This is a genomic window from Sulfitobacter sp. M39, from assembly GCF_021735935.1.
Lineage (GTDB): Bacteria > Pseudomonadota > Alphaproteobacteria > Rhodobacterales > Rhodobacteraceae > Sulfitobacter.
Map to the genome: position 1 here is coordinate 2,517,553 of NZ_WMDZ01000001.1, position 24,997 is coordinate 2,542,549.

Below are 24,997 nucleotides of genomic sequence, written 5' to 3' on the forward strand. Positions count from 1 at the left end.
TTTCAGGCGCATTTAAATATTTTGGGACAGTTCGATCGCGTCACACCCATTGTCACAAATTCAGCGACAATCAGGAGTGTTCTTCGGCTGCTGTCTCGGCCAAGGCGCGGTTGTAGGCCTTGAGGGCATCTACATGGAACAACGCACCCAGCAGTTCGGGCGGCGATTCGGGCTTGAGCGTGACCACGGGAATAAATGCCGCGCCGCTTTGTTCAAAGATCGGCATTGCGGCCTCTAGGGTGGCGGTGCCATCGATATACGTCCCCTCTCCGATCAAGTCCCAGCAGGTTTCTTGGTTCGCGGCGCGCAGGTCGTCGGGGCGGCGCATGATGCGGCCCACCATGAACATCCCCAGCAGATAGGCCTGAGGGCCGGCGGCAAGGTGGATACCGCGGCGTTCCATCTGCGTCAGGAAGAAGCTGCGGTGCACCAGACGCGAGGCCAGCGCGGTCGACATGCTGACAGCGACCATCACCGCCAGACCTGTCTGCCAGTCTCCGGTCAGTTCGAATACAATCAAGGTGGTAGAGATCGGCGCTCCCAGAACGGCAGCCGCCACCGCGCCCATGCCCGCCAGCGCATACAGCGACGTGGCCCCTGACATCGTGGGAAAGACGCCCGTGGCGATCAACCCGAAGGCCAGCCCCGTCAGCGCCCCCAACATCAGCGAGGGCGAAAACACCCCGCCGCCCATCCGCCCGCCAAGGGTGATCGACACCGCGATGATCTTGAGCACGGCAAAGACAACGGCTTCGTGCAGGATCATGTCACCGCTTAACGCACGGGTCGTCGTCTCGTATCCGACGCCGATGATATGGGGGAACCACAGCGCGATCACCCCAAGGATTGCCCCTGCCACGGCAGGGCGCAGGTAGCGCGGCAGCTTGCTGCGCGCCTGTATGAAGTTTCCGAAATCCTCGGCCCAGAAGATACCGCGCATGAGAAACACTGCCACCACGCCGCAGGTCAGCCCCAGCAGCAGAAAGGCGGGCAGCTCGGCATAGAAGGACATATCGCCCACGGTGGGTAGGGCGAATTCGGTCAGACCGCCGAATTCCAACCGGTTAATCACCGTGCCCGCGGCCGAGGCGATCACGATCGGGGCAAAGGCGTGCACGGCAAAGTGGCGCAACACGATCTCGAGCGCGAAAAGCGCGCCTGCAATCGGGGCATTAAAACTGGCAGAGACGGCCGCCGCAACGGCGCAGCCCAGCAGGTCACGACCGGTAATGCCGCTGGCATTGATCCGGCGGCTCACCAGGGTCGAGATCACGCCCGCAAGGTGGACCACCGGCCCTTCTCGCCCTGACGATCCGCCGGTGCTCAGCGTGATCAGCGAGGCCAGCGCCGACGCAATACCGGCCCGTGTTTCCACCCGACCTTCGTGCAATGCCGCGCCAAGGATCACATCGCCGACGCTGCGCACACGGGCGTCTCGGGTGAAATTATGCAAGATTAGCCCCACGGTCAGCCCGCCGATGGTGGGGATCAGAACGACCCAATACCAATCAAGGCTGCCGATAAAACTATGCAGGTGCTGCACATCTTCGGTGCCATAAAGAAACGCTTGTAATGCGTTGATCCCTTTGCGAAAAAACAGCGCGGCAAAGCCAGCCGAGATGCCGATTGCAAGCGCGATGAACCAGAAGGTGACCTTGCCCGGCCCTTTTTCACGCAACACATCCCACCCCAGACGCGCATGGCTGCACCATGTGTTATACTGCTGGTTCAGAAAGGGGCGCGGTTTCAAAGGCATGGCGGCTTTGCTGTCAGGGTTTACACATGTCTAGGACAGAGCCGCCTGCGTTAAAACCCCCGCATTCAAGACTGTGCCGCTAGCTGGCGAATTCTTCGCCCAAAAGCTCGCGCGCGGCGGCGCGTGCCGCATCGGTAATCGTATCCCCAGCCAACATCCGCGCGACCTCGTCCACGCGTTCTGGTGCAGAAAGCGGCGTGACGGTCGATAGGGTCATGCCCTTGGACACGGCCTTGGACACGCGCCAATGATGCGCGCCCAAAGCGGCAACCTGGGGAGAGTGGGTAACAACAAGCACCTGCCCGCCCTGTGACAGCGCCGCCAGACGACGCCCCACCGCATCGGCAGTCGCACCGCCGACACCCCGGTCGATTTCGTCAAAGATCATCGTCAGGCCGGTTTGCCCCTTGGCCAGACAGACCTTAAGCGCGAGCAGAAAGCGGCTTAGCTCCCCGCCCGATGCGATCTTGCCCAGTGGGCCCGCAGGCGCGCCAGGGTTGGTGGCCACGGTAAAGGACACCGCATCGCGGCCTTCCGGTCCGGGCGTTTCCTCGGAGATCTGCGTGGCAAAAACCGCGCGCTCCATCTTGAGCGGGGCAAGCTCTGCCGCGACGGCCTTGTCCAGCTTGCCCGCTTTCTTGCGGCGCGCATCGGTCAGCGCGTCGGCAGCGGCATCATAGCCGGCTTGGGCGTCGCGCACGGCTTTCTCCAGCCCCGCCTGTGCCGCTTCGCCCGCGTCGAGCGCGTCCAGCTTGCCGCGTAGTGTATCGGCAAAGCCCGCCAGATCGTCGGCCAGCACCTCGTGCTTGCGGGCCATCGCGCGGATGGCAAAGAGGCGCTCTTCGGTTTCTTCCAGCTCGATCGGGTTGAACGACATGGTGTCGATGGCGGCGACCACGCCTTCCATCGCCTCGTCCAATTCGACCATCGCACGCGAAAGCGCAGCCATCGGGGCCTCTAGCGCGCCGTCGGCTTTATGGGCCACCCCGTCGAGCCAGCGCAGAGCGTCGCCCAACTGAGTCTCCGCCCCGCCCTGCCCCATCATCTCGTAGGCGTTGACCACATCGCTGCGGATCTTTTCGGCGCTTTGCATCAGGCGGCGGCGCGCGTCGAGCTGTTCTTCCTCGCCCGCTTGCGGGTCCAGCTTGTCAAGCTCTGCCACGGCGTGGCGCAGGTATTCTTCTTCGGCGGCAATGGCCTCGCGTTCGACGGCGGCCTGTTTGGCAGCCTTGCGCGCCGCAGCCAAGGCAGACCACGCCTGCCGCACCTTGTCGCGCAGCGCGGTGGTGCCCGCGAATTCATCTAGAATGGCGCGGTGGCCCTTGGGGTCAAGCAGCCCGCGGTCGTCATGCTGGCCGTGCAATTCGACCAGCGTTTCCGACAGCGCGCGCAGCACCTCGCCCGAGCAGCGGCGGTCATTGACCCAAGCCGTTTTACGCCCGTCAGACCCGTTGATGCGGCGCAAGATCAGCTCGCCCCCGCCGGGCAGGCCAGCTTCTTCCAGCACCGCGTGGGCTGCGTGGCCTTCGGGCAGGTCGAACCATGCCGTGACCTCGCCCTGAGACGCGCCCTGACGCACCAGATCGGCGCGCCCGCGCCAGCCCAGCACGAACCCGAGACTATCAAGCAAGATCGATTTACCGGCCCCGGTTTCGCCGGTCAGAACGTTCAAACCCGGCTGAAACGCAAGTTCCAGCCGGTCGATGATTAGCATATCCGAAATATCTAGGCCGCGTAGCATGGGTCACTATCCGTGTGGGCCGTCAAAAGGCGCTTGGGTCAGATCCATTCGCCCTTGATCGTTTGGCGGTAGATCGCGGTCAACCAGTTATCGCCGAAGGACTTCATTTCAAGGCCCTGACCGGTCAGCAGCTTATAGCTTGCCTCGTACCACTCGGTGGACTGGTAGTTGTGCCCCAGAATGGCACCTGCGGTCTGCGCCTCGTCCGTGAGACCCAGCGACAGATACGCCTCTACCAGACGGTGCAGCGCCTCGGCGGTGTGGGTGGTTGTCTGGAAATCCTCGACCACGACGCGGAAGCGGTTGATCGACGCGGTATAGTGTTTGCGACGCAGATAATAGCGCCCCACTTCCATTTCCTTGCCCGCCAGATGGTCAAACGCCAGATCGAATTTCAGCACGGAAGACCGTGCATATTCGCTGTCTGGATAATCCTCGATCACGCGACGCAGCGCTTGCAGCGCCTGAAAGGTCAGCCCCTGATCGCGGCCAACTTCGTCAATCTGGTCATAATAGCTTAGGGCCAGAAGGTAGCTTGCATAAGACGCATCATCATCATCGGGGAAGAAATCAATATAGCGCTGCGCGGCAGAGCGGCTGTTGGGGTAATCCTGATCCTGATGATAGGCGAAAGCCTGCATGATCAGCGCCCGCTTGGCCCATTCGGAATAGGGGTAAAGGCGTTCAATCTCGGAGAAATATTCAGCCGCTTCGGCAGGGCGTTTGCGGTTCAGTTCAAATTCGCCACGCTCGTAAATCTGCTCGGCCGAGTATGTTTCAAGCGGAATTTCCTGAGGGTTGAAGAAGCTGTTGGTCGTCCGACCCGTATCCTGAGCACCACCGCACGCGCCAAGAACGCCCGCCAAAAGCACCGCACCGACCACCCGCTTGCGCGACATCGTACCCGTCATGCGTTTCACCCTCGCTTTAAACTCTGCGTCACGTTTCACGATACGCCTTTGCCCGTGACTAGCACAAGGTTTCGCGCAACAAAACGACCATTCGGCAGTCCCCTGCAAGGGCGGCTGTCGACGGGCCAAATCGTAAACAAAGGATTACCCAAGCCCCACCGGAGTTTCAACCGTCGTTAACGCCCTGCCCTGCGACATCGCGTTACCGCTTTCAGGCAACGGCGGGGATTTCGTCCCACTCAAGGCCAAAGCCGGGCAGACGCGACGCCATTTGCGCGTCACATTCAACCATGCGCACGGCACCTGGGGTCGCGAACAGCGCCCGCAGCAGCGTGTTGGTCAGGCTGTGGCCGGCGCGCACGCCGGTGTAATGGCCGATCAACGGTGCGCCAGCCAGCGCCAGATCACCCAAAGCATCCAGCATTTTGTGGCGCACGGGTTCATCGTCATGACGCAGACCACCGGGGCTCAGCACTTGGTCGCCGTCGAAGACCACAGCATTTTCACCAGCGTGACCGCCCAATGCCAGACCGTTCGCCTGCATCGCGTCTACATCCGCCTGACGGCAGAAGGTCCGGCTGTCGCAAAGTTCGCGGGCAAAGCTGCCGTTGTTCATGACCAGCGACTTTTCCTGATGGCCAATGGCGGCATCGGCGAAGTCGATGACAAAGTCGATCTTCAGGGTCTCTGCCGGTGCGATAGTGGCCGAGGCCTCTCCATCCGTCACGGTGACCGTTTTCAGCACTTCGAAAGCGCGCACAGGGGCCGCCAGCACGCGCACGCCGCGCTGCATGATACCACGCACGAAGGGCGCGGCAGAGCCGTCGAGGATCGGCACTTCGGGGCCATCAATCTCGACCAGCGCGTTGTGGATGCCACAACCGGCCAGTGCGGCCATCAGGTGTTCAACAGTAGAGATTTGCAGACCCGCCGCATTTTCTAGCTTGGTGCAAAGGGGCGAGCGATTCACCGCATCCCAGCGGGCGGGGATCAGGCGGTCGCCCACATCCACGTCACTGCGCGAGAACCAGATACCGTGATGCGCGCCAGCCGGACGGATCGTCACAGTTGCAGGACGGCCGGAATGAAGGCCGGTGCCGCTAAAGCTGATCGCTGTCTTAATGGTTGTCTGCACGGTCAATACTCACTGTCCAAAGATCATCTGTCTAAGTTGAACTCTGTCCTAACGGGGCCGTTCCTAATGCTCAATTCAATCATTGCTACCGTCTGAAACATCACTGTCACAATTGGGCGTTAACGTGCGCATACCCCCAATAAGCCACTGTTATATATATGTTTCAGGTCGCAGATCGCCCCTGAAATGACCGCGAAGCGTGAACATATAACAACAATATTTCAACGAATGTTACTGGCCTGCACCCGCAAATTGCTGCAACGCAGCACGCTTAAAGTTGTGGCGCCAACGAAAAAGGCCACCCCTAAGGGTGGCCTTTCGGACGTTTACGAGGACATCTTAGGTAAGCTTAGTTCGCCTGACGACGCAGGAAGGCGGGGATTTCGATCCGCTCTTGATCTTCGTCCTGGACGTCGCGCGGCTGTGGCGCGGCAGAGGACGCGCGGGTCTGAACCGGCGGCTGCTGACGTACGGGGCGCTGCTGCTGTGTTTCCGCCTCACCGTGACCGGTCATGCGGTTGATCAACGAGTTGATGCCAAAGCGCTTCTCGCCCTGCTCGGCGGCGGGTTGTTGACGCTGCTGCTGTGGCTGCGCTTGTGGTTGACGCTGTTGCTGCTGGCTTGGCGATGCTTTTTGCGCGGCTGCGCGCAGACGAGCCAGTGCTTCGGGCGATGGGGTCCCGGGTGCAGGGGCGCGTGGCGCGACAAACGCCTCTTGCTCTTGCGCGTCGACATTCACCTCTTCGCGGCGCGGCTGGAAGGACGCGACCTCGGGACGGTAGGCGGGGGGTGGCAGATCATCTGCGTCCGACGCTTCGTCTTCATAGGATGTGTCAGAGAAACCGCTGTGGTTGATAGCGGGCTCTTCCTGGAACAGCTGCTGCTGTGGCTCTTCTTCGTACTCGGCTTGTGCGGCAACCTGTGCAGGTGCTTCGGCGGCGGGGGCTTGTTCAACCTCTGGCGCTTTAGCAGGCAATGGCTGCGACATGGAGCGGCGCGGCACGGGCATCTCGGTGTTGACGTCAACCGCATCGATCCCTGTGGCAACAACGCTCACGCGCATAACGCCACCCAGTTCGGTGTCGAGCGTGGAACCCACGATGATGTTCGCGTCTGGGTCGACTTCTTCGCGGATACGGTTCGCCGCTTCGTCCAGTTCGAACAGGGTCAGGTCGTGACCGCCGGTGATGTTGATCAGAACGCCCTTGGCACCGCGCAGGCTGATTTCGTCCAGCAGCGGGTTCGCGATGGCCTTCTCGGCGGCCTGGATGGCGCGATCTTCGCCCTCTGCCTCGCCGGTGCCCATCATCGCTTTGCCCATCTCGTCCATCACGGCGCGCACGTCCGCAAAGTCGAGGTTGATCAGGCCGGGGCGGACCATCAGATCCGTGACGCCTTTGACACCTTGGTACAGCACGTCATCCGCCATGGAGAATGCTTCGGTAAAGGTGGTTTTTTCATTCGCCAGACGGAACAGGTTCTGGTTGGGAATGATGATCAGTGTATCGACGACCTTTTGCAGCGCCTCGATACCGTCTTCAGCCTGACGCATCCGCTTGATGCCCTCAAACTGGAACGGCTTGGTCACGACACCAACGGTAAGAACACCCAGTTCACGCGCAGCCTGTGCGATGATCGGCGCGGCCCCTGTCCCGGTGCCCCCACCCATACCGGCGGTGATAAAGCACATGTGCGCGCCGGCCAGATGGTCAACAATCTGTTCAATGCTTTCTTCGGCAGCGGCAGCACCCACGGTTGCGCGCGCGCCCGCACCCAGACCTTCGGTCACTTTGATGCCCAGCTGAACGCGGCTTTCCGCTTTGGCTTGCTGCAACGCTTGCGCGTCTGTGTTGGCAACCACGAAATCAACACCGTCGAGTTCTTTCTCGATCATGTTGTTCACGGCGTTGCCGCCTGCCCCGCCAACACCAAACACTGTGATGCGGGGTTTCAGGTCGCCCTGTCCGGGCATTGAAAGATTAAGGGTCATGAGCCATCCGCCTGTATTGTTTAGCTCGCTTACGGAGCATTTTTTGTGCAATCCCCCTTATTGTATAGGGAGAACGCCCATGCGTCACCTAGAAAACACGGTTTTGACACATTATATGGGCGTTTTTTTGCCGGTTTTCTCATGATTTCGACGCGCGCACCGCATCTGGGGGTTACCAGTTGTCGCGGAACCACTTGACAGCGCGCTTCAACGACCGGGATGGGTAGCGGTCGGCGGGAATGTCGAAGTCCCACCACTCGTCTTGCGGGTGCGCGGCGAAAAGCGCCAACCCTACGGCAGAGGCGAAACCCGGACCGGTTGCGGCTTGTGGCAGGCCGTGCACGCGCAGCGGGCGGCCCAAACGGACCTGTTGGCCCAAAATCTTGCTTGCCAGACCATCTAGGCCCGGAATCTGACTGCCGCCGCCGGTCAGCACGATCTGCTGGCTTGGCAGGTGGTCAAAACCCGCGGCATCCAGACGGGCGCGGACTTCTTCCAGAATTTCTTCGACACGGGGGCGCATGATGCCGATCAGCTCGGCGCGGCTGACAGTGCGACGGTCGTGCTCGTAATCACCGGTGTCGCCACCGATATCAATCATCTCGCGGTCGTCCATGCCTGTCGCATGCACCCCGCCATAAAAGGTCTTGATCCGTTCGGCGTTGGCCGTTGGCACCTGCAACCCCATAGAGATGTCAGAGGTGATGTGATCCCCGCCCATGCGCACGCTGTCGGCATAGATCATGTGTTTGCGAATGAAGATCGAAACAGAGGTCGACCCGCCGCCAAGGTCAATACAAGCGGCACCAAGCTCCTGCTCATCTTCGACCAGCGATGAAATACCCGAGACATAGGCCGAAGATGCAACGCCCGCCAGTTCGAGGTCACAGCGTTTAATACAATGGGCAAGGTGTTGAACCGCCGCCGCGTCCACGGTCAGCATATGCATATCGACCGACAGGGTATTGCCCAATTGGCCGCGGGGATCGGACAGGCCCGACCGGTTATCCAGCGCAAAGTTCACCGGCTGCGCATGCAGCACTTCACGGCCCTCGCCGTATTCGGGCACGTCGCAATTGGCCAGAACCTGCGCGACATCCTGCTCGGACACGACCTGCCCTTCCAGATCCAGCGCGGCATCCAGACCGTAGCTGCGCGGTTCAGCACCCGAGAAACAGGCTATCACGTGATCCACACGGATGTTCGCCATTTTCTGCGCCGCCTGCAGCGCGGTACGCACAGCGCGTTCGGTTTCCTGCATGGCGCAGATCTCGCCGAAGCGGACCCCGCGCGACCGTGTGGTCGCAGCCCCGATCACGCGAAAACCGGATTGCCCTGCAAGCGACCCGATCTCCCCCTCTTCAGAGACGCGGCCCGTGCCGTCAAACCGCAGCACCAGGCAGGCGATCTTTGACGTGCCCACATCGAGAATAGCCACCACGCCGCGTTGCATCGCAAGCTTACGCATGTGGCGCATGGATCGCTGACTATCGTATAGGTCCATCATCTTTTCACTGTCCCGAAATCTGCCTGATGCGCCACAATTCTTGTGTGGCGTCCTTGTTCATTTGCACGGTGGGCCGTTGGGCCAACCGCATGTCTACCCGCGCGACGTCGCGGGCCAGCACATCCTGTGCGCCTTCCAGCGCGATCACCCGCTCCAGCGCCTGAACGGCCTGGGTTTCGGGCAGCAAGATACGCTGTTCACGGTCAAGAACGACGTCCCATCGCCGCTCTCCCATGCGTACCAAACCGCGCAGCCGCTCCCCCAACGGAGCCGCCGTGCGGATCAATTCAAGCGCTTCGCTCACGCGCTGGTTCGCCGCCTCGCCCACCACAAGGGGCAGGTCCGTGCGATCGCCGCGCGATACAAGCTGGCCGATGGGGCTGCCCTCGGCGTCGATCAGCAGCAGCCCGTCCTGACTGCGCCAAACAGCGACCGGCACCCGTGGCTGTACCGACACCTGCAACACGCCGCCCGGTTTCACCCGCAGCGATGCCTGCTTGACGCCGGGAAGATCGGTGATCGCCAGCCGCAATGCAGGCAGATCAAGATCGAAAGAACTGGTTGGAAATTCGACAGGCACAGCAGCACGCACGTCAGCGGCCAAAACGCCTTCGACACCATCAATCGCCATCAGCTTGACCATGAATTCAGGGCGCTGCTGGATGCTGGTGCGGGCATTGGCATAGACATCGGCCAACTGTCCCCGCCGCGCTTCGTCCGACAGATAGATCGTCCCCGCTGCCAACGCCAAGCAGAACGGCACCCCGACGCGCAGCCCGAAACGAAAGGTCGGCGTCAGCATCAAACGCTGCATCCGCCACGCCCAACGTGACGGTGCGGGATCTGCCTTGGCCGGCTTGGCGGGTTTGACGCGTTTGATCAACGATTGCATGATGCGTCCTCGATCATCCAGGCGCATAGCTCGCCAAAGGAAATGCCAACCGCCTGCGCCTGTTCGGGCGACAGCGAGGTGGGGGTCATGCCGGGCTGGGTGTTGGTTTCCAGCAGGAACAGCCCAGCTGCTCCCTTGCTTTCATCCCAACGGAAATCCGTACGGCTGACACCGCGACAGCCAAGCGCGTTATGCGCCCGCAGGGCGTAATCCATGCAGAGTTCAAAAATCTCGTGCGGGATATCGGCAGGGACCACATGGGTCGACCCGCCCGCCTTGTACTTGGCGTCATAGTCATACCAGCCCGTCGTGTGGATGTCGGTCACGGTCAGCGCACGTTCGCCCATCACGGTGGTGGTCAGTTCGCGACCGGGGATGAATTTCTCGACCATGACCTCGGCGGGCATGGCATCATCCAACTGTGGCGGGCCGTTGTTCTCGATCTCGACAAGGTAAACACCGACGGATGAACCTTCGTTGTTCGGCTTGACCACATAGGGTGGGTCCATCACATGCGACCCCCGCACGGTCGCCGCCGACACGATCAAGCTTTCCACCACAGGCAAACCCGCGGCACGAAAAACTTCTTTGCTGCGCTGTTTGTCCATCGCAAGGGCAGAGGCCAGCACGCCGGAGTGTGTGTAAGGCAGGCCCATCCATTCCAGCAAACCCTGCACGCAGCCGTCTTCGCCCCAGCGGCCATGCAGACAATTTAGAACGACATCGGGTTTAGCAGCGCCCAGATCGGCACAAAGGTCGGGGCCGCAATCGACCTCGATGACTTCGAAACTCCGGTCCCGCAAAGCCGCTGCGCAGGCGCGCCCTGTTGACAGAGACACCTCGCGTTCCGCCGAGGGGCCACCCAACAATACTGCAACTCTCGGGGGTGTCCTGCTCGACAATCCCACTCAATCTGCCTTTTTAAATGGGCCTGTTGCGACCCTTATTCATTCTATAGCGGGCCTTTTGCAGGCCCTAAATCATGACGCTCGAACGTTTATTTTTCGCCGATCCGCATAATTTCCCACTCTAGCGTAATCCCGCTAGAATCGTAAACCTTTTTTCGCACCATTTCACCCAATGCTTCAAGGTCTGCTGCCGTTGCGGAACCCGTGTTGATCAGGAAATTCGGGTGTTTAGGGCTCATCTGTGCGCCACCCAAGGTAGCACCGCGCAAACCGGCGTCGTCAATGACCTTCCACGCCTTCAGATCATGGCGGTCATCCGCCTGCCCCGTGCTGGAAAACCCCGCCGGATTGCGGAACGTCGACCCCGCGCTGCGGTCCTTGGTGGGTTGGGTTTCGTCGCGTTTGCGCAGCTGGTCCTCCATCCGCGCGTGCAGCGCTTGCGCCTCGCCTTTGGGGGGCGCGAAACGGGCGGAGGTGATGACATACCCGTCAGGCAAAGCGGTCTGGCGATAGGCGAATTGCAGATCATCCGGCCCCAGCGTGACCTGTTCGCCCGTGCGGGTGATCGCGTCAGCGCTGATGAAATAATCAGCAGTATAGGCACCATAGCAGCCCGCGTTCATCCGTACCGCGCCGCCAATACTACCCGGGATTGTACGTAGGAAGGTCAGGTCCAGCCCCGCGTCCGCTGCCTTGCGCGCGACATGGGCGTCCAGCGCCGCGGCACCTGCGGTGACGATTCCATCCTCGCAACTGATGGTGTTGAACCCGCGCCCCAGCCGGATCACCACAGCGCGCAAGCCGCCGTCGCGCACGATCACATTCGACCCGACCCCCATCGGCATGACCACGACATCAGTGGGCAGCGCCTTCATGAAAGCCGCCAGATCATCCGCATCGGCAGGCTGGTAGAAATAGTCAGCAGGACCGCCCACGCGCAGCCAGGTCAGATCAGCTAGGGGGCGGTTTTGCGTCAGCTTACCGCGCATGTCGGGAAAGGAAATATCTGTCATGCCCATCGCCTAGCCCGCTTTGGGAGGGAGGTCAATTTTCCACATGCGCCCGAAGCGCGCCAAAAACCGCCCAATCAATCAGGCCGGTTGGCCCGCAACTCGCGCGTGATACGTCCGGCCAGCCAGCCGGCAAGAAACGCGCAGACCGCATAGCCCGTGGCAGCGGCTTGCGCCATGAACACCGGACGCTCCAGCGGTTTCGCGCCAAGGCCCCAGATCATCCACGCCCAGTTCAGCGCCAGCCCCGCCAGCAGGACCAGCACAAAGCCGCCATACCGGCGCACCAGCCCGCACCAGCCCGCGGCAAGCATCCACACCACGAGGATGCTAATCAGGATCACCAGCGTCAGGTTCACTTTGCACCATTCCGCACAGCGGTACCGCGCAGCCAGCGCATCAGATAGATCACCGGCCAGCGCAACACCGAACACCCGCCCGCAAGTACCAGCATCCCGACCCAAGGGCCGTGCTGCATGGTGACAAACCCCAGGACGGGGATGCCGACGGCAATCAACACATAGGCGCTGCGCCAGTGTTGGTCAGAGCTGGGCGTCATCGCCAACACATTGGCGACGACCGCCCAAAAACAGGCAAGAACCAGTGATATACTCATTTTGGAACCTCCGGGTTTTGTCCGCGCAGCTTGGCCAGCAAAAAGCGCAAGGGATTGCGGAACATCGACACAAAGGCAGCAAGAGCAAGCAGGCTATAGAGCCAACCCACCTGAAGACCGATCAGGATGATCAGCACCGGTGCGGCAATCAGCAGGATCACACCGGGAATATATTGCAGACGCATGGGCAGCGTCGCCACCGTGGCCGAGCAAAAGACCCACAGGATGCAAGCCCAAAGCAAGGTCATGACCGGCCCCCGTATGATGGGGTCCGCGCCATTCAGACGGCTTCCTTTTTCAAGGCTTCAAGCGCGGCAGGCAAGGCGTTGGCCCAGGTGCTGATTGTCCCTGCCCCAAGGCAGACAACCATATCCCCCGGCCCTGCCTGTTCGCGCACCAGTCGCGCCAGATCATCCTCGCTTTGGACGGCGCGGGCGTGGCGGTGGCCATGACGGATCAACCCTGCCACCAAGTCATCGCGCCCTGCCCCCTCAATGGGATCTTCGCCCGCGGCATAGACCTCGGCGATACCAACGACATCGGCATCGTTGAAACAGGCGCAGAATTCCTCGAAATGATGGTGCAAACGGCTGTAGCGGTGGGGCTGGTGGACCGCGATCACGCGCCCTTCGGTGGCCTGACGCGCGGCTTTCAGTACGGCGGTAATCTCGACCGGGTGGTGACCGTAGTCATCGATGATCGTCACTCCGTCCACTTCGCCCACTTTGGTAAAGCGACGGTTCACGCCACCGAACCCGGCAAGCGCGGCACGGATTTCTTCGGTTTTCATGCCAAGGTGGCGCGACACGGCAACCGCCGCCAAGGCGTTGGACACATTGTGATCCCCGGGCATCGGCAGGCTGCAATCCTTGATCGTGATCCCTTCGGCCTGGAACATGATATCGAAATGCGCCACGCCCGCCTTGTAGTGCAGGTTGACCGCGCGCACGTCGGCTTGGGTGTTGAAGCCATAGGTCATGACACGGCGGTCGGTGATCTTGCCGACCAGCGCCTGCACCTCGGGGTGGTCGATGCAGCAGACCGCCAGCCCGTAGAAAGGAATGTTCGAGACGAAATCCAGGAACCCTTTGCGCAGGGTATCGAAATCGCCCCAATGCTCCATATGCTCGGGGTCGATATTGGTCACGATAGCAATGGTCGCGGGCAGACGGTTGAAAGTACCGTCGGATTCATCCGCCTCGACCACCATCCATTCGCCCTGCCCCATCCGTGCGTTCGACCCGTAAGCATGGATGATCCCACCGTTCACAACCGTCGGATCGATCCCGCCGTTGACCAGCAGTTCGGCCACCATCGTCGTTGTGGTGGTCTTGCCGTGGGTTCCGGCCACCGCAATGTTGGATTTCAGACGCATCAGCTCTGCCAGCATCTCGGCGCGGCGCACGATGGGAAGGCCCGCCACCCGTGCGGCATCCAGTTCAGGGTTGCCCGGCTTGATCGCCGAAGAAATCACGACCACGGCGGCCCCTTCGATGTTCGCGGCCTCCTGCCCTTCGAACACCGTCGCGCCAAGGTCCACCAGACGGTCGGTGATCTTGGTCGATTTCAGGTCCGACCCCTGCACGCGGTAGCCGTGGTTCAACAACACCTCGGCAATGCCGGACATGCCGATACCGCCAATACCCACGAAATGGATCGGGCCCACATCGGTGGGAAGTTTCGTGGCTGCGTTCATCGTTTCTTTCCTTCGGTTGCCAGGGTTTCCACCATCTGGGCAAGTTCTTCTGCGGCGTCCGGCTTGGCGACAGACAGTGCGGCACGCGCCATCTGCAGCGCACCCTCTGCATGGGTCAGCACCATTTCGATCTGGGCCCGCAGACTATCTGGATTTGCCATATTTTCAGGCACCATGATCGCGGCACCGGCGTCCACCAATCCACGGGCATTGGCCGTCTGATGATCGCCCGTCGCCGCCGCAAACGGGATGAGGATCGACGGCCGCCCGATGATAGAGATATCGGCAACGCTGGACGCGCCAGCGCGGCTGATCACCAGTTGGGCTTCGGACATGCGCCGCGGCACGTCATGGAAAAACGGCTGCACATCGGCATTGATCCCGTTTTCGGCGTAAAAGGTAGCGACCCGCTGACCATCCTCGTCCCGCGCCTGATGGCTGACGCGGATATTGCGCAGCAGCTCCATCGGCAGATCGGCGATGGCGGGGGGGATCACCTCGCTCAAGATGCGCGCGCCCTGGCTGCCGCCCATCACCAACAGCTCCATCGGGTAATCGCCCGGCGCGATATAGCCCGCGCCCGCACGCTCCAACACCGCAGCACGCACCGGATTGCCGGTGTGTTCAGCGCTGACACCATCGGGCAATGTGGTCGGCCATGTGCCGCAGGCCACCGCATCAACATGTTTTGAAAACAGATCATTGACCCGACCGAGCACGCCATTCTGTTCGTGGATCATCCGGGGCTTGCGCAGCACCCAGGCCGCTGTCAGCGCGGGGATCGACGGATACCCGCCAAAGCCGACAACGACATCAGGCTTGTCGCGCAGCATGCCAAAGACACCGCCAAGCACACCGCCCAGAATACGAAACGGTGCGATGGCCTTGGCCACCAGACCGCCGCGCGCGAAGGTGGCGCTGCTGACCTGCTGAATCTCGACCGCCTCGGGGAAACCGCCGGTATAGCGCGCCCCACGCGCGTCAGTGGACAGCTTTACCCGCCAGCCCCGCGCCAGCATGACTTCGGCAAGCGCTTGGGCGGGAAACATATGCCCGCCCGTCCCGCCTGCGGCAATGACCAGCAGCGGCGCCGTCATCGGGCGCGGCTCCGGCCCAATAGATCAGAGATCTGGCCCTGTGGTCGGGACCGCGTAAACGCCAGCAACATGCCCACGGCGATACCAGAGGCGATCACCGACGACCCGCCGTAGCTGACGAAAGGCAGCGTCATGCCCTTGGCAGGCAGCAGACGCACGGCCACGCCCATGTTGATCATCGCCTGCACGCCGAACATGCACGCCAGACCGGTGCCGGCCAGACGAATAAAGGGATCCCGCTCGCGCACCAGACGCAGCAGCGACCGCACAACGATTACGGCATAAAGCGCGATCACACACATCACGAGGATCAGGCCGTATTCTTCGGCAGCAACGGCGATGATAAAATCGGTATGCGCATCGGGCAGCGACCATTTCACCTGCCCCTCGCCCACGCCGACCCCGAACAGACCGCCCTCGCGGATCGCATCGGTGGCATAGCCAAGCTGCGTGCGTGGGTCGATGTCGGGCGATAAAAACCCGTCGATCCGGCGGGCAAAGTGTTCAGAGTTGGAATAGGCAAAAGTCCCCGCCAAGACGACCAGCCCGGCCATGCCCACCAGCAGCACCAGCGGCGCACCGGCTACGAAATACATGACCCCCCAGCCGAACAGCACCAGACAGGCCTGACCAAAGTCGGGCTGCAACGCCAGCATCAGCACAATAGAAATACACAGCGCAAAGGACCACGTTTTGCCCGGAGGGCCGTTGATCTCGAGCGCGGCGGCCATCATCCACGCCGCCACAACGACAAAACCGGGCTTGAGGAACTCTGACGGCTGGAAGGACGCAAAGCCCATTGAATACCAGCGCACAGCTCCTTTGCCAAAGTCAGTGCCAAAGAACGGCAGCAAGGCCAGCGCCACAAAGGACACCAGAAAGCCAACGATCGCCAGACGCCGCACCATCACGGGCGTCATCATCGACGTCAGCACCATCGCAATCACGGCAAGCACACCGAAAACGGCCTGCCGCTGCACGTAATGAAAAGAGTCAAAGCCGTTTTTCGCGGCCAAGGGCGGGGAGGCCGCCAGCCCCAGCAACATGCCCACGGCAAACAGCAGGAGGATGCAGGACATCGCCCATTTGTCGATCGTACGCCACCATTTGGGAAGAATCGGTTCGCCATCCCGAACGGGAACCGCGCCATAGACCATTTCTGTCATGGGACCTGCCTTACACTGCCTCGTTCCGCCCCTTTTCGGGGTCTGGCTTACAGTGTAGCGCGAAAGGTCACGCGGGGCTAGTCTGTTTTAACCAGCCCCGCGCAAAGCTGCCTACGCCCCCGCGTGCGTGCCGCGGATCGGATAGTCGTTGTCACGCACAAACTTGATCCCGTTCAGCAGCCCCTCCAGATCAGGGCGCGCGAAGGGCGCGTTCGAGATATCGAGGATCTGGATATTGCCGTCGCCATTCACCACGAACACGCCGGGCTCTGCGAAGGGCTGATCGGTTTCTTGCGGGCTGCGCGGGTCAGAGACATAGAGCCCCAGCTCGCGCATCTGTGCGATGCTTAGATCATAGCCGATTGTCACGGACAGGTCCTGCTCTTGCGCCATCTCGCGCGCTTTGTCTTTTGGGTCTCCCGATACGGCAACGACATCCACACCTGCCTTGTTGAAATCTGCGACCAACCCGTCCAGCGTCGACAGGTATTTCTTGCAGATCGGGCAATGCAGACCGCGATAAACAACGACAAGCTGCCAGTCATGATCGCCCCGCGGGGTGCCAAGGGTCAGCATACCGCCTTGCAGCTCTGCCACGGTGAGTTTCGGGAATGCGTTTCCTGCGTCCAATACGTTCATCGGGTCTCTCCTTTAATTGCTTCGTCACCACCCCAGTTAACCCGCATCCGTATGATTGCCACCCCGCTCACGGCCACTTGACCGGCTTGCGTGGCGGGGGCTATGGCGGGGCCATGCAATATGACACGGTAATTTTAGGCGCAGGGGCCGCAGGCATGATGTGCGCGGCCCACGCAGGCGGATCGGTGCTGGTCGTGGATCACGCCAAAGCCCCGGGCGAGAAAATCCGCATTTCGGGCGGGGGGCGCTGCAATTTCACCAATATGCACTGCACGCCTGATGCCTTCATCTGCGCCAACCCCCATTTCGCCAAATCGGCGCTGGCGCGCTATACCCAGTGGGATTTCATCGAACTGGTAGACGCACATGGGATCGCATGGCACGAAAAGACCCTCGGCCAGCTTTTCTGCGACACCTCCGCCAAAGAGATCGTCGCCATGTTGCGCGGCCTGATGCAAAAAGCCGGTGTTGATCTGCGCCTGCACAGCACGCTGACCGATATCGCCGCGCGTGATGCCGGATACAGCATGACCTTGCACACGGCCGACGGCACCACGCCGATCACCGCGCGCAACCTTGTCGTCGCCTCTGGCGGGAAATCCATCCCCAAGATGGGGGCCACGGGGCGCGCCTATGAGATCGCCGCGCAGATGGGTATCCCCGTCACCGACACACGCGCAGGGCTGGTGCCCTTCACCTTCACCGACGCGCGTTTCGCGCCCATATCCGGCACCGCGACGCCCGCGCGGGTCACTGCCCAAGGCCCCGCCTTTGACGAAGCCTTGCTGTTCACCCACCGTGGCCTCTCCGGCCCTGCGGTGCTGCAAGCTTCAAGCTACTGGACTGAAGGCGCGCCGATTACGGTGAACCTGCTACCCGACAGTGATCTGCTGGCCAAGCTGCGCAGCCAACGCCAGACCTATGGCCGCCGCAACCTGACGACAGAGCTCTCCCACCACCTGCCCGCGCGGCTGGTGGATCATCTGGCGGGGATCATGGACCTTGGCGGCAACCTCGCCGATTGGTCCGATGCAAAACTCAGCACCCTGATCGACACGCTGTCGCATTGGGTCATGACCCCTTCAGGCACCGAAGGCTACCGCACCGCCGAAGTGACCCTTGGCGGGATCGACACCAACGCGCTGTCTTCCAAAACGATGGAGGCCAAGACACGCCCCGGTCTCTACTTCATTGGCGAGGCCGTCGACGTGACCGGATGGCTGGGCGGCTACAACTTCCAATGGGCCTGGTCCTCCGCCATGGCCTGCGCCGCACATATCACGCAGAAACAGTAATTTCCAAATGGCCCCAAATCCCGACGGGCCGCCAAAGGCGGCGGGGGCAGCGCCCCCCTCTTTTCCCGTCATCAAGGACGCGCTTACGCGTCCGCCAGATGCTTCTGCACCTGCGCGACAAAGTCCTCTCCGCGCCGCTCGAAACTGTCGTATTGATCAAAGCTCGCGGCCGCAGGGGCCAGCAAGACGACGTCCCCCGCCTCGGCATCCTCAACCGCGCGCGCGACCGCGACGTCCATCGTGCCACAGACCTCGGCCTCGACCCCCAGCTTCATGGCGAACTGCGCCGCCTCGCGCCCGATCACATAGGCTTTGCGTACTGTCTCCAGCGGTTCTGACAAGCTGCCCAAACCGCCCTCTTTCTCCAGCCCGCCGCAAATCCAGCGGATGTTCTTGAACGCCGCCAGTGCCTTGACCGCACTGTCCACATTGGTCGCCTTGCTGTCGTTGACGAACCGCACGCCGTCCGCCTCGCCCACGGTCTGGCTGCGGTGCGGCAGGCCGCCAAAGGAATGGAACGCCGCTTCGATGATCTTGGGCGCAAACCCCAGCGTGCGACAGGCGGCATAGGCGGCACAGGCGTTCTGGTGGTTATGTGCGCCGGGCAAGCCGGTGATGCTGCGCAAATCGATGGACCCGATCTGCTTGCCGCCGCGATATTCCGACAAGAAGCCTTTGCGTGCGAAGACCTGCCAACCAAGCCCCGTGAGCTTGCGGTCCACCGACACGCGGATCACCCGGTCGTCGGCCGCCCCTTCGCTTAGCTGTCCCGCCAGAAAACGCCCTTCGGGTTCATCCACGCCAATGACGGCACGATCCGGCCCGCCTTCAGCAAAGAGCCGCCGTTTGGCCGCGAAATAGCCGCCCATGCCCGCATGGCGATCCAGATGATCGGGGCTAAGGTTGGTGAAGACGGCGACATCCGGCGTCAGATTGCGCGCCAGATCGGTCTGGTAGCTCGACAGCTCCAGCACCACGACCTCGCCATCGATGGCAGGCTCTATGTCCAGCACCCCGCGACCGATGTTTCCCGCTAGTTGCGTCGGGCGGCCTGCGTGTTTGAGAATGTGATGCACCAACGCCGAGGTGGTGGATTTCCCGTTCGCCCCGGTGATCGCGATGATCTTGGGCACCACGTCAAAGTTATCCCAGGCCAGCGTCGCGAAGCTTTGAAAGAACAGCCCGATGTCATTGTCCACCGGCACACCCGCGTCCTGCGCGGCGACGATCACCGGGTTCGGTGCCGGATAAAGATGCGGGATGCCGGGCGATACGATCAGCCGCGCGATGTCATCAAAGACGCCGGCCTTGCCCAGATCCACACAATCGAACCCTTCGGCCTGCGCGGCGGCGCGGGCGGCGGGGTTGTCATCCCAACAGACAGGTAACGCACCCCCGGCGGCCAGCGCACGGGCCGCAGACAGCCCCGACCGCCCGAGCCCCAGAATGGCGACCTTAGCGCCGGTCAAACCTTGAACTGGTATCATGCCTGCTCTCCTGTTAGCGATGACCCTGAAACTTTCGGAGCCCCTTATGCCCCCTCTGCCAGAGATTTTAGCCCAGCTCAACGCCGACATGCGCGCCACGGATGACTGGGGTGACGTGGCAGCCTATATCCCGCAGCTGGCCTCTGTCGACCCGGCGCAATTCGGTATCGCGATCACCACCGCGGACGGGGAGGTCTTTACCGCCGGGGATGCCGATACGCCGTTTTCCGTGCAATCCATCACCAAGGTCTTCACCCTCGCAATCGCACTTGGGCGGTCGGGCGACCAGCTGTGGAAGCGCGTGGGCCGCGAGCCATCGGGGCGTGCGTTCAATTCCATTGTGCAGCTTGAGGCGGAACAGGGCCGCCCGCGCAACCCCTTCATCAACGCCGGTGCCATTGTCACCACGGACGAGGTGCTCACGGGCCGCGAACCGCGCGAGACCTTGGCCGAAATCCTGCAATTCGTCCGCGCTGCCGCCAGTGACGACGACATCCACATCAACGAAACCGTCGCGGCCTCTGAAACCGCCCATGGCCACCGCAACTTTGCGCTGGCGCATTTTCTGGCCTCCTGCGGAAACCTGAACAATGCGCCGGAGAAGACGCTCGGCACCTATTTCCACCACTGCGCCATCGACATGTCCGCGCGGCAACTGGCCATGGCCGGACGGTTCCTGATTGAAACCGACAAGCTGCCCCGTATGATCCTGCCCCCCCGCATCCGGCGCCTTAACGCGCTGATGCTCACCTGCGGGCATTATGACGGGTCGGGCGATTTTGCCTACCGCGTAGGGCTTCCGGCGAAATCTGGTGTGGGCGGCGGTATCCTTGCCATTGTCCCCGGCCGCGCCAGCATCGCCGTCTGGTCGCCGGGTCTGAACCGCTATGGCAACTCGAAGAAAGGCACGCAAGCCATGGCCCGCCTGGCCCGCGAAATGGGCTGGTCGATCTTCTAACACGACCCACTCTTCTTCCAGCGTCCCCCCCTTCATTTTGCCAAATAAACTCCGGGGGACGCGGCCCCTTGGCCGCGCGGGGGCTGGCCCCCGTCCGCCATAAAAAAGAGCGCGCCACATCCCTGCAGCGCGCCCTCTTGTTTCTTACCGCTTTGATAAACGGCTCAGCGGACCTTCAGCGTTGCTAGCCCGATCATCGCCAGGATCAAAGAGATGATCCAGAAGCGGATGACGATCTGTGGCTCGGCCCAGCCTTTCTTTTCATAATGGTGGTGGATCGGCGCCATCAGGAAGACCCGTTTGCCCGTGCGTTTGAAATAGAGCACCTGAATGATCACCGACAGTGCCTCGACCACAAACAGGCCGCCGACGATGGCCAGCACCAGCTCGTGCTTGGTGGCAACCGCGATGGCCCCCAAGGCCCCGCCAAGGGCCAGCGATCCGGTGTCGCCCATAAAGACCGCGGCGGGGGGCGCGTTATACCACAAAAAGCCCAGACCACCGCCAAAGATACCGGCGGTAAAGACCAGAATCTCGCCCGTGCCCGGCACATAGTGCACGTCCAGATATTCGGTGAAATCGACGCGGCCGACGGCATAGGCGATCACGCCAAGCGCCCCTGCGGCGATCATCACCGGCATGATCGCCAGCCCGTCCAGCCCGTCCGTCAGGTTCACCGCGTTCGCCGCGCCCACGATCACGATGATCGAGAAGGGCACAAACAGATATCCAAGGTTGATCAGCGTGTTCTTGAACACGGGCAGCGCCAGTTGGTTCTGCAGCTCTGCGGGGTGGAATTGCGCCGCCCAATAGGCCGCGCTGCCCGCGATGATAAAGCCCAGCAACAGACGCATTCTGCTGGAAACACCAGCGGTCGTCTGCTTGCTGACCTTGGCGTAGTCATCGGCAAACCCGATGGCGGCAAATGCCATTGTCACCAGCAGCACCATCCACACAAACGGGTTGTCCAACCGCGCCCACAGCAGGGTAGAGGTCAGCAAGGCCCCCACAATCAGCAGCCCGCCCATAGTCGGCGTCCCCGCCTTAACGAAATGCCCCTCGGGACCGTCATCCCGGATCGGTTGGCCCTTGCCCTGCCGCTTGCGCAGCACGGCGATCAGCGGCTTGCCGAACAGAAAGCCAAACACCAGCGCTGTCAGGAAGGCCCCACCGGCGCGGAAGGTGATGTAGCGGAAAAGGTTAAAGAAATCGCCGCCATCTGACAGGAGGGTCAACCAATAGAGCATCGTACGCGTCCTAACTCAAAATCTTGTGGGCTTAGCCCTGTCGTTCATTCGGGACCGGATGGCCCATTTTGCGGATCGCGTCAACGATCAGCCCTAGTTTCATGGACAAGGACCCCTTGGCGAGCACAACATCGCCACTATCCAGATGCGACGAAAGCGCGGGCAGCAGGTCGGCGGCGGTTTCGGCCCATTCCCCGCGTTGATGCGCCGGCAGCAGGTCATAAAGCGGCTTCATCAGCGGGCCCACGCAGTGGATCACATCCAGCTTTTTAGTGGCGTCAAGATGCGCGAGCCCTGCGTGCAGGGCGATCTCGTCCGGTCCCAGTTCCTTCATATCCCCCAGATAGGCGATGCGCCGCCCCTTGCTGACGCGGCCGATGTCATGGGTTACCTCGGCGGCGGCCAGCACCTCTAGGGCGGCGGCCATCGACGTGGGGTTCGCGTTATAGCTGTCATCGATCAGGTTCAGCGTCAGATGGGTGTCCACAATATCCAGTTGGATCACTTCGCGCACGCCGCGGCCTTTATACGGTGTCCAGCGTCCCAGAGAGGCCGCAGCCAGCGCCAGATCCGCGCCCATGGCCTGTGCCGATGCCAAGGCCCCCAAGGCGTTCATCGCGAAATGCCGCCCCGGCGTCCCGATCTTGAACAGCAGCGGTGTGCCGTCCGCGTCGGCACGCACGACGGTGGTGTCGCCCTGTACCTGCACGTCCAGCAGTTTGTACTGATAGCCATGTTCGCCGAATTCGACCTCGCGCAGACGGCGATCGACGGCCTTGGCCATCAGGATCGCGGCGTGTTCGATGTCAGCGTTGATCACCGCCACGCCCCCCGGTTGCAGCCCGTCAAACACCGCGGCTTTTTCCACGGCGATCTCGGCTACATTGGCAAAGGCTTCCAGATGCACGGCGGCGACGGTGGTGACCATCGCGACATCCGGCTTGGCCATCTGCGCCAGCGGAGAGATCTCTCCGGGGTGGTTCATGCCGATCTCGATCACGGCATATTCCGTGTCCGCAGGCATCCGCGCCAGCGTTAGCGGCACACCCCAGTGGTTGTTGTAGCTGTCGACAGAGGCGTGCGCCCGCCCCTGGTCGGCAAAGATCGCAAGCAGCATTTCCTTGGTCGAGGTCTTGCCGACGCTGCCCGTCACCGCGACGACCTTGGCCTGCGTTCGGGCCCGCGCGGCGGCACCAAGCGCCTCCAGGGCCTTGAGCACATCCTCGACGATCAGCAGCGGTGCATCCTCGGCCACGCCGTCCGGCACATGGGTGACCAGCGCGGCCCCGGCCCCTTTTTCCAGCGCCATGGCGACAAAATCATGCCCGTCGCGCACGTCTTTCAGCGCGACAAACAGATCCCCCGGTGCGAGGGTACGGGTGTCAATCGACACGCCGTCACAGGTCCAGTCCCCGATGGCGCGGCCGCCGGTGGCGATTTCGGCCTCTTTTACGGTCCACAAGCTCATGCCAATCTCCCATCCAGCGCCGCGACGGCAACGCTGGCCTGTTCCACATCATCAAAGGGTAGCACATCGTCACCGATGGTCTGACCGGTTTCATGGCCTTTGCCCGCGATCAGCAGCGCATCGCCCGCGCCGATGGCGTCGATGCCCCGCAGGATCGCCTCGGCACGGTCGCCCACCTCGGTCGCGTCTGGCGCGCCGTCCATGACGGCGGCACGGATGGTCGCCGGATCTTCGGAGCGCGGGTTGTCATCGGTCACGAACACCAGATCCGCATGGGCCGCCGCCGCCTGCCCCATCAGCGGGCGTTTGGCACGGTCACGGTCGCCGCCTGCGCCCACGATAGCGACCAGACGGCCCATGACATGGGGGCGCATCGCTTGCAGGGCGGTGGCGATGGCGTCGGGGGTATGGGCGTAATCCACAAACACCGCCCCGCCATTGTCCCGCGTGGCGGCAAGCTGCATGCGGCCGCGCACGGTGGTCAGATGCGGCAGCGTGTCGAACACATGGGCGGGGTCCGCCCCGCAGGCAATCACCAGCCCCGCTGCAAGCAACACGTTATCCGCCTGAAACCCGCCAATGAGGTTCAGACGTTTCTGGTAGGTCTTGCCGCGATAGCTGAACCGCAGGTCCTGCCCCGTCGCATCGAAGCGCTGACCGGTCAGATGCAGATCGCCACCGTCGCGCCCCACGGTGATCACCTCGCAGCCACGGGCGCGTGCGATAGCGACCATATCGACCCCCTTGGGATCATCGATATTGATCACCGCCGTGCCGTCCTCGGGCAGCACCCGCGAGAACAGTCCCGCCTTGGCGTCAAAATAGGCGTCGAAGGTCTCGTGGTAGTCGAGATGGTCTTGGGTAAAGTTCGTGAACCCCGCCGCCTTAAGCGTCACGCCATCCAGCCGGCGCTGGTCCAGCCCGTGGCTCGACGCCTCCATCGCGGCATGGGTGATACCGTTGGCAGAGGCGTCGGCCAAGGTGCGGTGCAGGGTGATGGGCTCGGGCGTGGTATGCGCCAGCGGTGCGGTCCATGCGCCTTCCACGCCAGTGGTGCCAAGGTTGACAGCCGCCAGCCCCATCTCGATCCAGATTTGCCGCACGAATGTGCTGACAGAGGTTTTGCCATTGGTGCCGGTGACGGCAATCATCGTCTGCGGCTGCGCGCCGTACCACAGGGCTGCCGCGCGCGACAGCGCCTCGCGGGGGGCATCGGTGACGACAAGGGCCACGTCGGCGTGTGCCAGTGCGTCAGCGGCCAGCGTGGCCCCCTCGGCGTCGGTCAGCACGGCCACCGCGCCCATGCGCAGCGCATATTGGATAAACTCGGCCCCGTGGACCTTGCTGCCGGGCATGGCGGCGAAGAGGGTGCCGGGCTGGACCTGACGGCTGTCGACGCTGATACCTGCAATGGGCGGGTTGCCCCCCCCTTTCGCGGTCAGACCAAGGGAGGATAACGGGACGGCCTGTGTGCCCAT

Annotated in this window: 22 protein-coding genes; 2 read left to right on the forward strand and 20 right to left on the reverse strand. The window is 62.2% G+C overall.

All coding sequences use genetic code 11. The features are described 5' to 3' along the window. Positions 1-70 precede the first annotated feature (70 nt). The 16 genes from GLP43_RS12155 to GLP43_RS12230 all read right to left on the reverse strand — a co-directional run bounded on the left by GLP43_RS12155 (position 71) and on the right by GLP43_RS12230 (position 17,064). Positions 71-1,756: a chloride channel protein gene (locus tag GLP43_RS12155; RefSeq protein WP_237279514.1), complete on the reverse strand. Its 1,686-nt coding sequence runs from the start codon at positions 1,754-1,756 to the stop codon at positions 71-73. Positions 1,757-1,835: 79 nt separating this feature from the next. Further along, positions 1,836-3,497: a DNA repair protein RecN gene (recN, locus tag GLP43_RS12160; protein WP_237279515.1), complete on the reverse strand. Its 1,662-nt coding sequence runs from the start codon at positions 3,495-3,497 to the stop codon at positions 1,836-1,838. A gap of 38 nt (positions 3,498-3,535) precedes the next feature. Then, a complete protein-coding gene (locus GLP43_RS12165; protein ID WP_005854107.1) occupies positions 3,536-4,408 on the reverse strand; it encodes an outer membrane protein assembly factor BamD in 873 nt (290 codons plus the stop codon). 211 nt (positions 4,409-4,619) lie between these two features. Further along, positions 4,620-5,543 carry a UDP-3-O-acyl-N-acetylglucosamine deacetylase gene (gene lpxC, locus GLP43_RS12170; protein WP_237279516.1) on the reverse strand — a complete coding sequence of 308 codons (924 nt, stop codon included), beginning with the start codon at positions 5,541-5,543 and terminating at the stop codon, positions 4,620-4,622. Positions 5,544-5,892: 349 nt separating this feature from the next. Next, entirely contained in the window at positions 5,893-7,533 is a 1,641-nt protein-coding gene (ftsZ, locus tag GLP43_RS12175; RefSeq protein WP_237279517.1) for a cell division protein FtsZ, read from the reverse strand. A 172-nt stretch (positions 7,534-7,705) separates the two neighbouring features. Continuing rightward, positions 7,706-9,040, reverse strand: coding sequence for a cell division protein FtsA (ftsA, locus tag GLP43_RS12180; RefSeq protein WP_037944512.1), 1,335 nt, complete (start codon positions 9,038-9,040; stop codon positions 7,706-7,708). A 4-nt stretch (positions 9,041-9,044) separates the two neighbouring features. Continuing rightward, positions 9,045-9,932: a cell division protein FtsQ/DivIB gene (locus tag GLP43_RS12185; RefSeq protein WP_237279518.1), complete on the reverse strand. Its 888-nt coding sequence runs from the start codon at positions 9,930-9,932 to the stop codon at positions 9,045-9,047. Next, positions 9,920-10,840, reverse strand: a complete 921-nt coding sequence (locus GLP43_RS12190; RefSeq protein ID WP_237279519.1) for a D-alanine--D-alanine ligase — start codon at positions 10,838-10,840, stop codon at positions 9,920-9,922. The genes GLP43_RS12185 and GLP43_RS12190 overlap by 13 nt, the downstream gene beginning before the upstream one ends. Before the next feature lie 89 nt (positions 10,841-10,929). Next, positions 10,930-11,859, reverse strand: coding sequence for a UDP-N-acetylmuramate dehydrogenase (murB, locus tag GLP43_RS12195; protein ID WP_443069469.1), 930 nt, complete (start codon positions 11,857-11,859; stop codon positions 10,930-10,932). A gap of 68 nt (positions 11,860-11,927) precedes the next feature. Beyond that, positions 11,928-12,209 carry a hypothetical protein gene (locus GLP43_RS12200; protein ID WP_237279521.1) on the reverse strand — a complete coding sequence of 94 codons (282 nt, stop codon included), beginning with the start codon at positions 12,207-12,209 and terminating at the stop codon, positions 11,928-11,930. Continuing rightward, positions 12,206-12,466, reverse strand: coding sequence for a DUF2484 family protein (locus GLP43_RS12205; RefSeq protein ID WP_237279522.1), 261 nt, complete (start codon positions 12,464-12,466; stop codon positions 12,206-12,208). Before GLP43_RS12205 ends, GLP43_RS12200 begins: the two co-directional genes overlap by 4 nt. Continuing rightward, on the reverse strand, positions 12,463-12,714 hold the full coding sequence (locus GLP43_RS12210; RefSeq protein ID WP_005854125.1) for a DUF2484 family protein: 252 nt from the start codon (positions 12,712-12,714) through the stop codon (positions 12,463-12,465). Before GLP43_RS12210 ends, GLP43_RS12205 begins: the two co-directional genes overlap by 4 nt. Positions 12,715-12,746: 32 nt before the next feature. Continuing rightward, positions 12,747-14,162 (reverse strand): UDP-N-acetylmuramate--L-alanine ligase, encoded by a 1,416-nt coding sequence (gene murC / locus GLP43_RS12215; RefSeq protein WP_237279523.1) that lies wholly within the window; start codon positions 14,160-14,162, stop codon positions 12,747-12,749. Beyond that, positions 14,159-15,259, reverse strand: a complete 1,101-nt coding sequence (locus GLP43_RS12220; RefSeq protein ID WP_237279524.1) for a UDP-N-acetylglucosamine--N-acetylmuramyl-(pentapeptide) pyrophosphoryl-undecaprenol N-acetylglucosamine transferase — start codon at positions 15,257-15,259, stop codon at positions 14,159-14,161. The genes murC and GLP43_RS12220 overlap by 4 nt, the downstream gene beginning before the upstream one ends. Next, positions 15,256-16,425 carry a putative lipid II flippase FtsW gene (gene ftsW / locus GLP43_RS12225; protein ID WP_237279525.1) on the reverse strand — a complete coding sequence of 390 codons (1,170 nt, stop codon included), beginning with the start codon at positions 16,423-16,425 and terminating at the stop codon, positions 15,256-15,258. The genes GLP43_RS12220 and ftsW overlap by 4 nt, the downstream gene beginning before the upstream one ends. Positions 16,426-16,536: 111 nt before the next feature. Then, the gene (locus tag GLP43_RS12230; RefSeq protein ID WP_237279526.1) at positions 16,537-17,064 is read right to left on the reverse strand and encodes a redoxin domain-containing protein; all 528 of its coding nucleotides are present in this window, start codon (positions 17,062-17,064) and stop codon (positions 16,537-16,539) included. A gap of 113 nt (positions 17,065-17,177) precedes the next feature. Between GLP43_RS12230 and GLP43_RS12235 the strand changes: the two genes are divergently transcribed. Then, positions 17,178-18,359: an NAD(P)/FAD-dependent oxidoreductase gene (locus GLP43_RS12235; RefSeq protein WP_237279527.1), complete on the forward strand. Its 1,182-nt coding sequence runs from the start codon at positions 17,178-17,180 to the stop codon at positions 18,357-18,359. An 83-nt stretch (positions 18,360-18,442) separates the two neighbouring features. Here the strand turns inward: GLP43_RS12235 and murD are convergent, their stop codons facing one another. Next, positions 18,443-19,846 carry a UDP-N-acetylmuramoyl-L-alanine--D-glutamate ligase gene (gene murD, locus GLP43_RS12240; protein ID WP_237279528.1) on the reverse strand — a complete coding sequence of 468 codons (1,404 nt, stop codon included), beginning with the start codon at positions 19,844-19,846 and terminating at the stop codon, positions 18,443-18,445. A 46-nt stretch (positions 19,847-19,892) separates the two neighbouring features. On the opposite strand from murD, the gene GLP43_RS12245 reads away from it, so the two are divergent. After that, the gene (locus GLP43_RS12245) at positions 19,893-20,804 is read left to right on the forward strand and encodes a glutaminase (RefSeq protein ID WP_237279529.1); all 912 of its coding nucleotides are present in this window, start codon (positions 19,893-19,895) and stop codon (positions 20,802-20,804) included. A gap of 164 nt (positions 20,805-20,968) precedes the next feature. Here the strand turns inward: GLP43_RS12245 and mraY are convergent, their stop codons facing one another. The 3 genes from mraY to GLP43_RS12260 are packed head-to-tail and all read right to left on the reverse strand — an operon-like array spanning position 20,969 to position 24,997. Continuing rightward, positions 20,969-22,051: a phospho-N-acetylmuramoyl-pentapeptide-transferase gene (gene mraY / locus GLP43_RS12250; protein WP_005854153.1), complete on the reverse strand. Its 1,083-nt coding sequence runs from the start codon at positions 22,049-22,051 to the stop codon at positions 20,969-20,971. 31 nt (positions 22,052-22,082) lie between these two features. Continuing rightward, positions 22,083-23,519, reverse strand: coding sequence for a UDP-N-acetylmuramoyl-tripeptide--D-alanyl-D-alanine ligase (locus GLP43_RS12255; protein WP_237279530.1), 1,437 nt, complete (start codon positions 23,517-23,519; stop codon positions 22,083-22,085). Then, the gene (locus tag GLP43_RS12260) at positions 23,516-24,997 is read right to left on the reverse strand and encodes a UDP-N-acetylmuramoyl-L-alanyl-D-glutamate--2,6-diaminopimelate ligase (RefSeq protein WP_237279531.1); all 1,482 of its coding nucleotides are present in this window, start codon (positions 24,995-24,997) and stop codon (positions 23,516-23,518) included. The genes GLP43_RS12255 and GLP43_RS12260 overlap by 4 nt, the downstream gene beginning before the upstream one ends.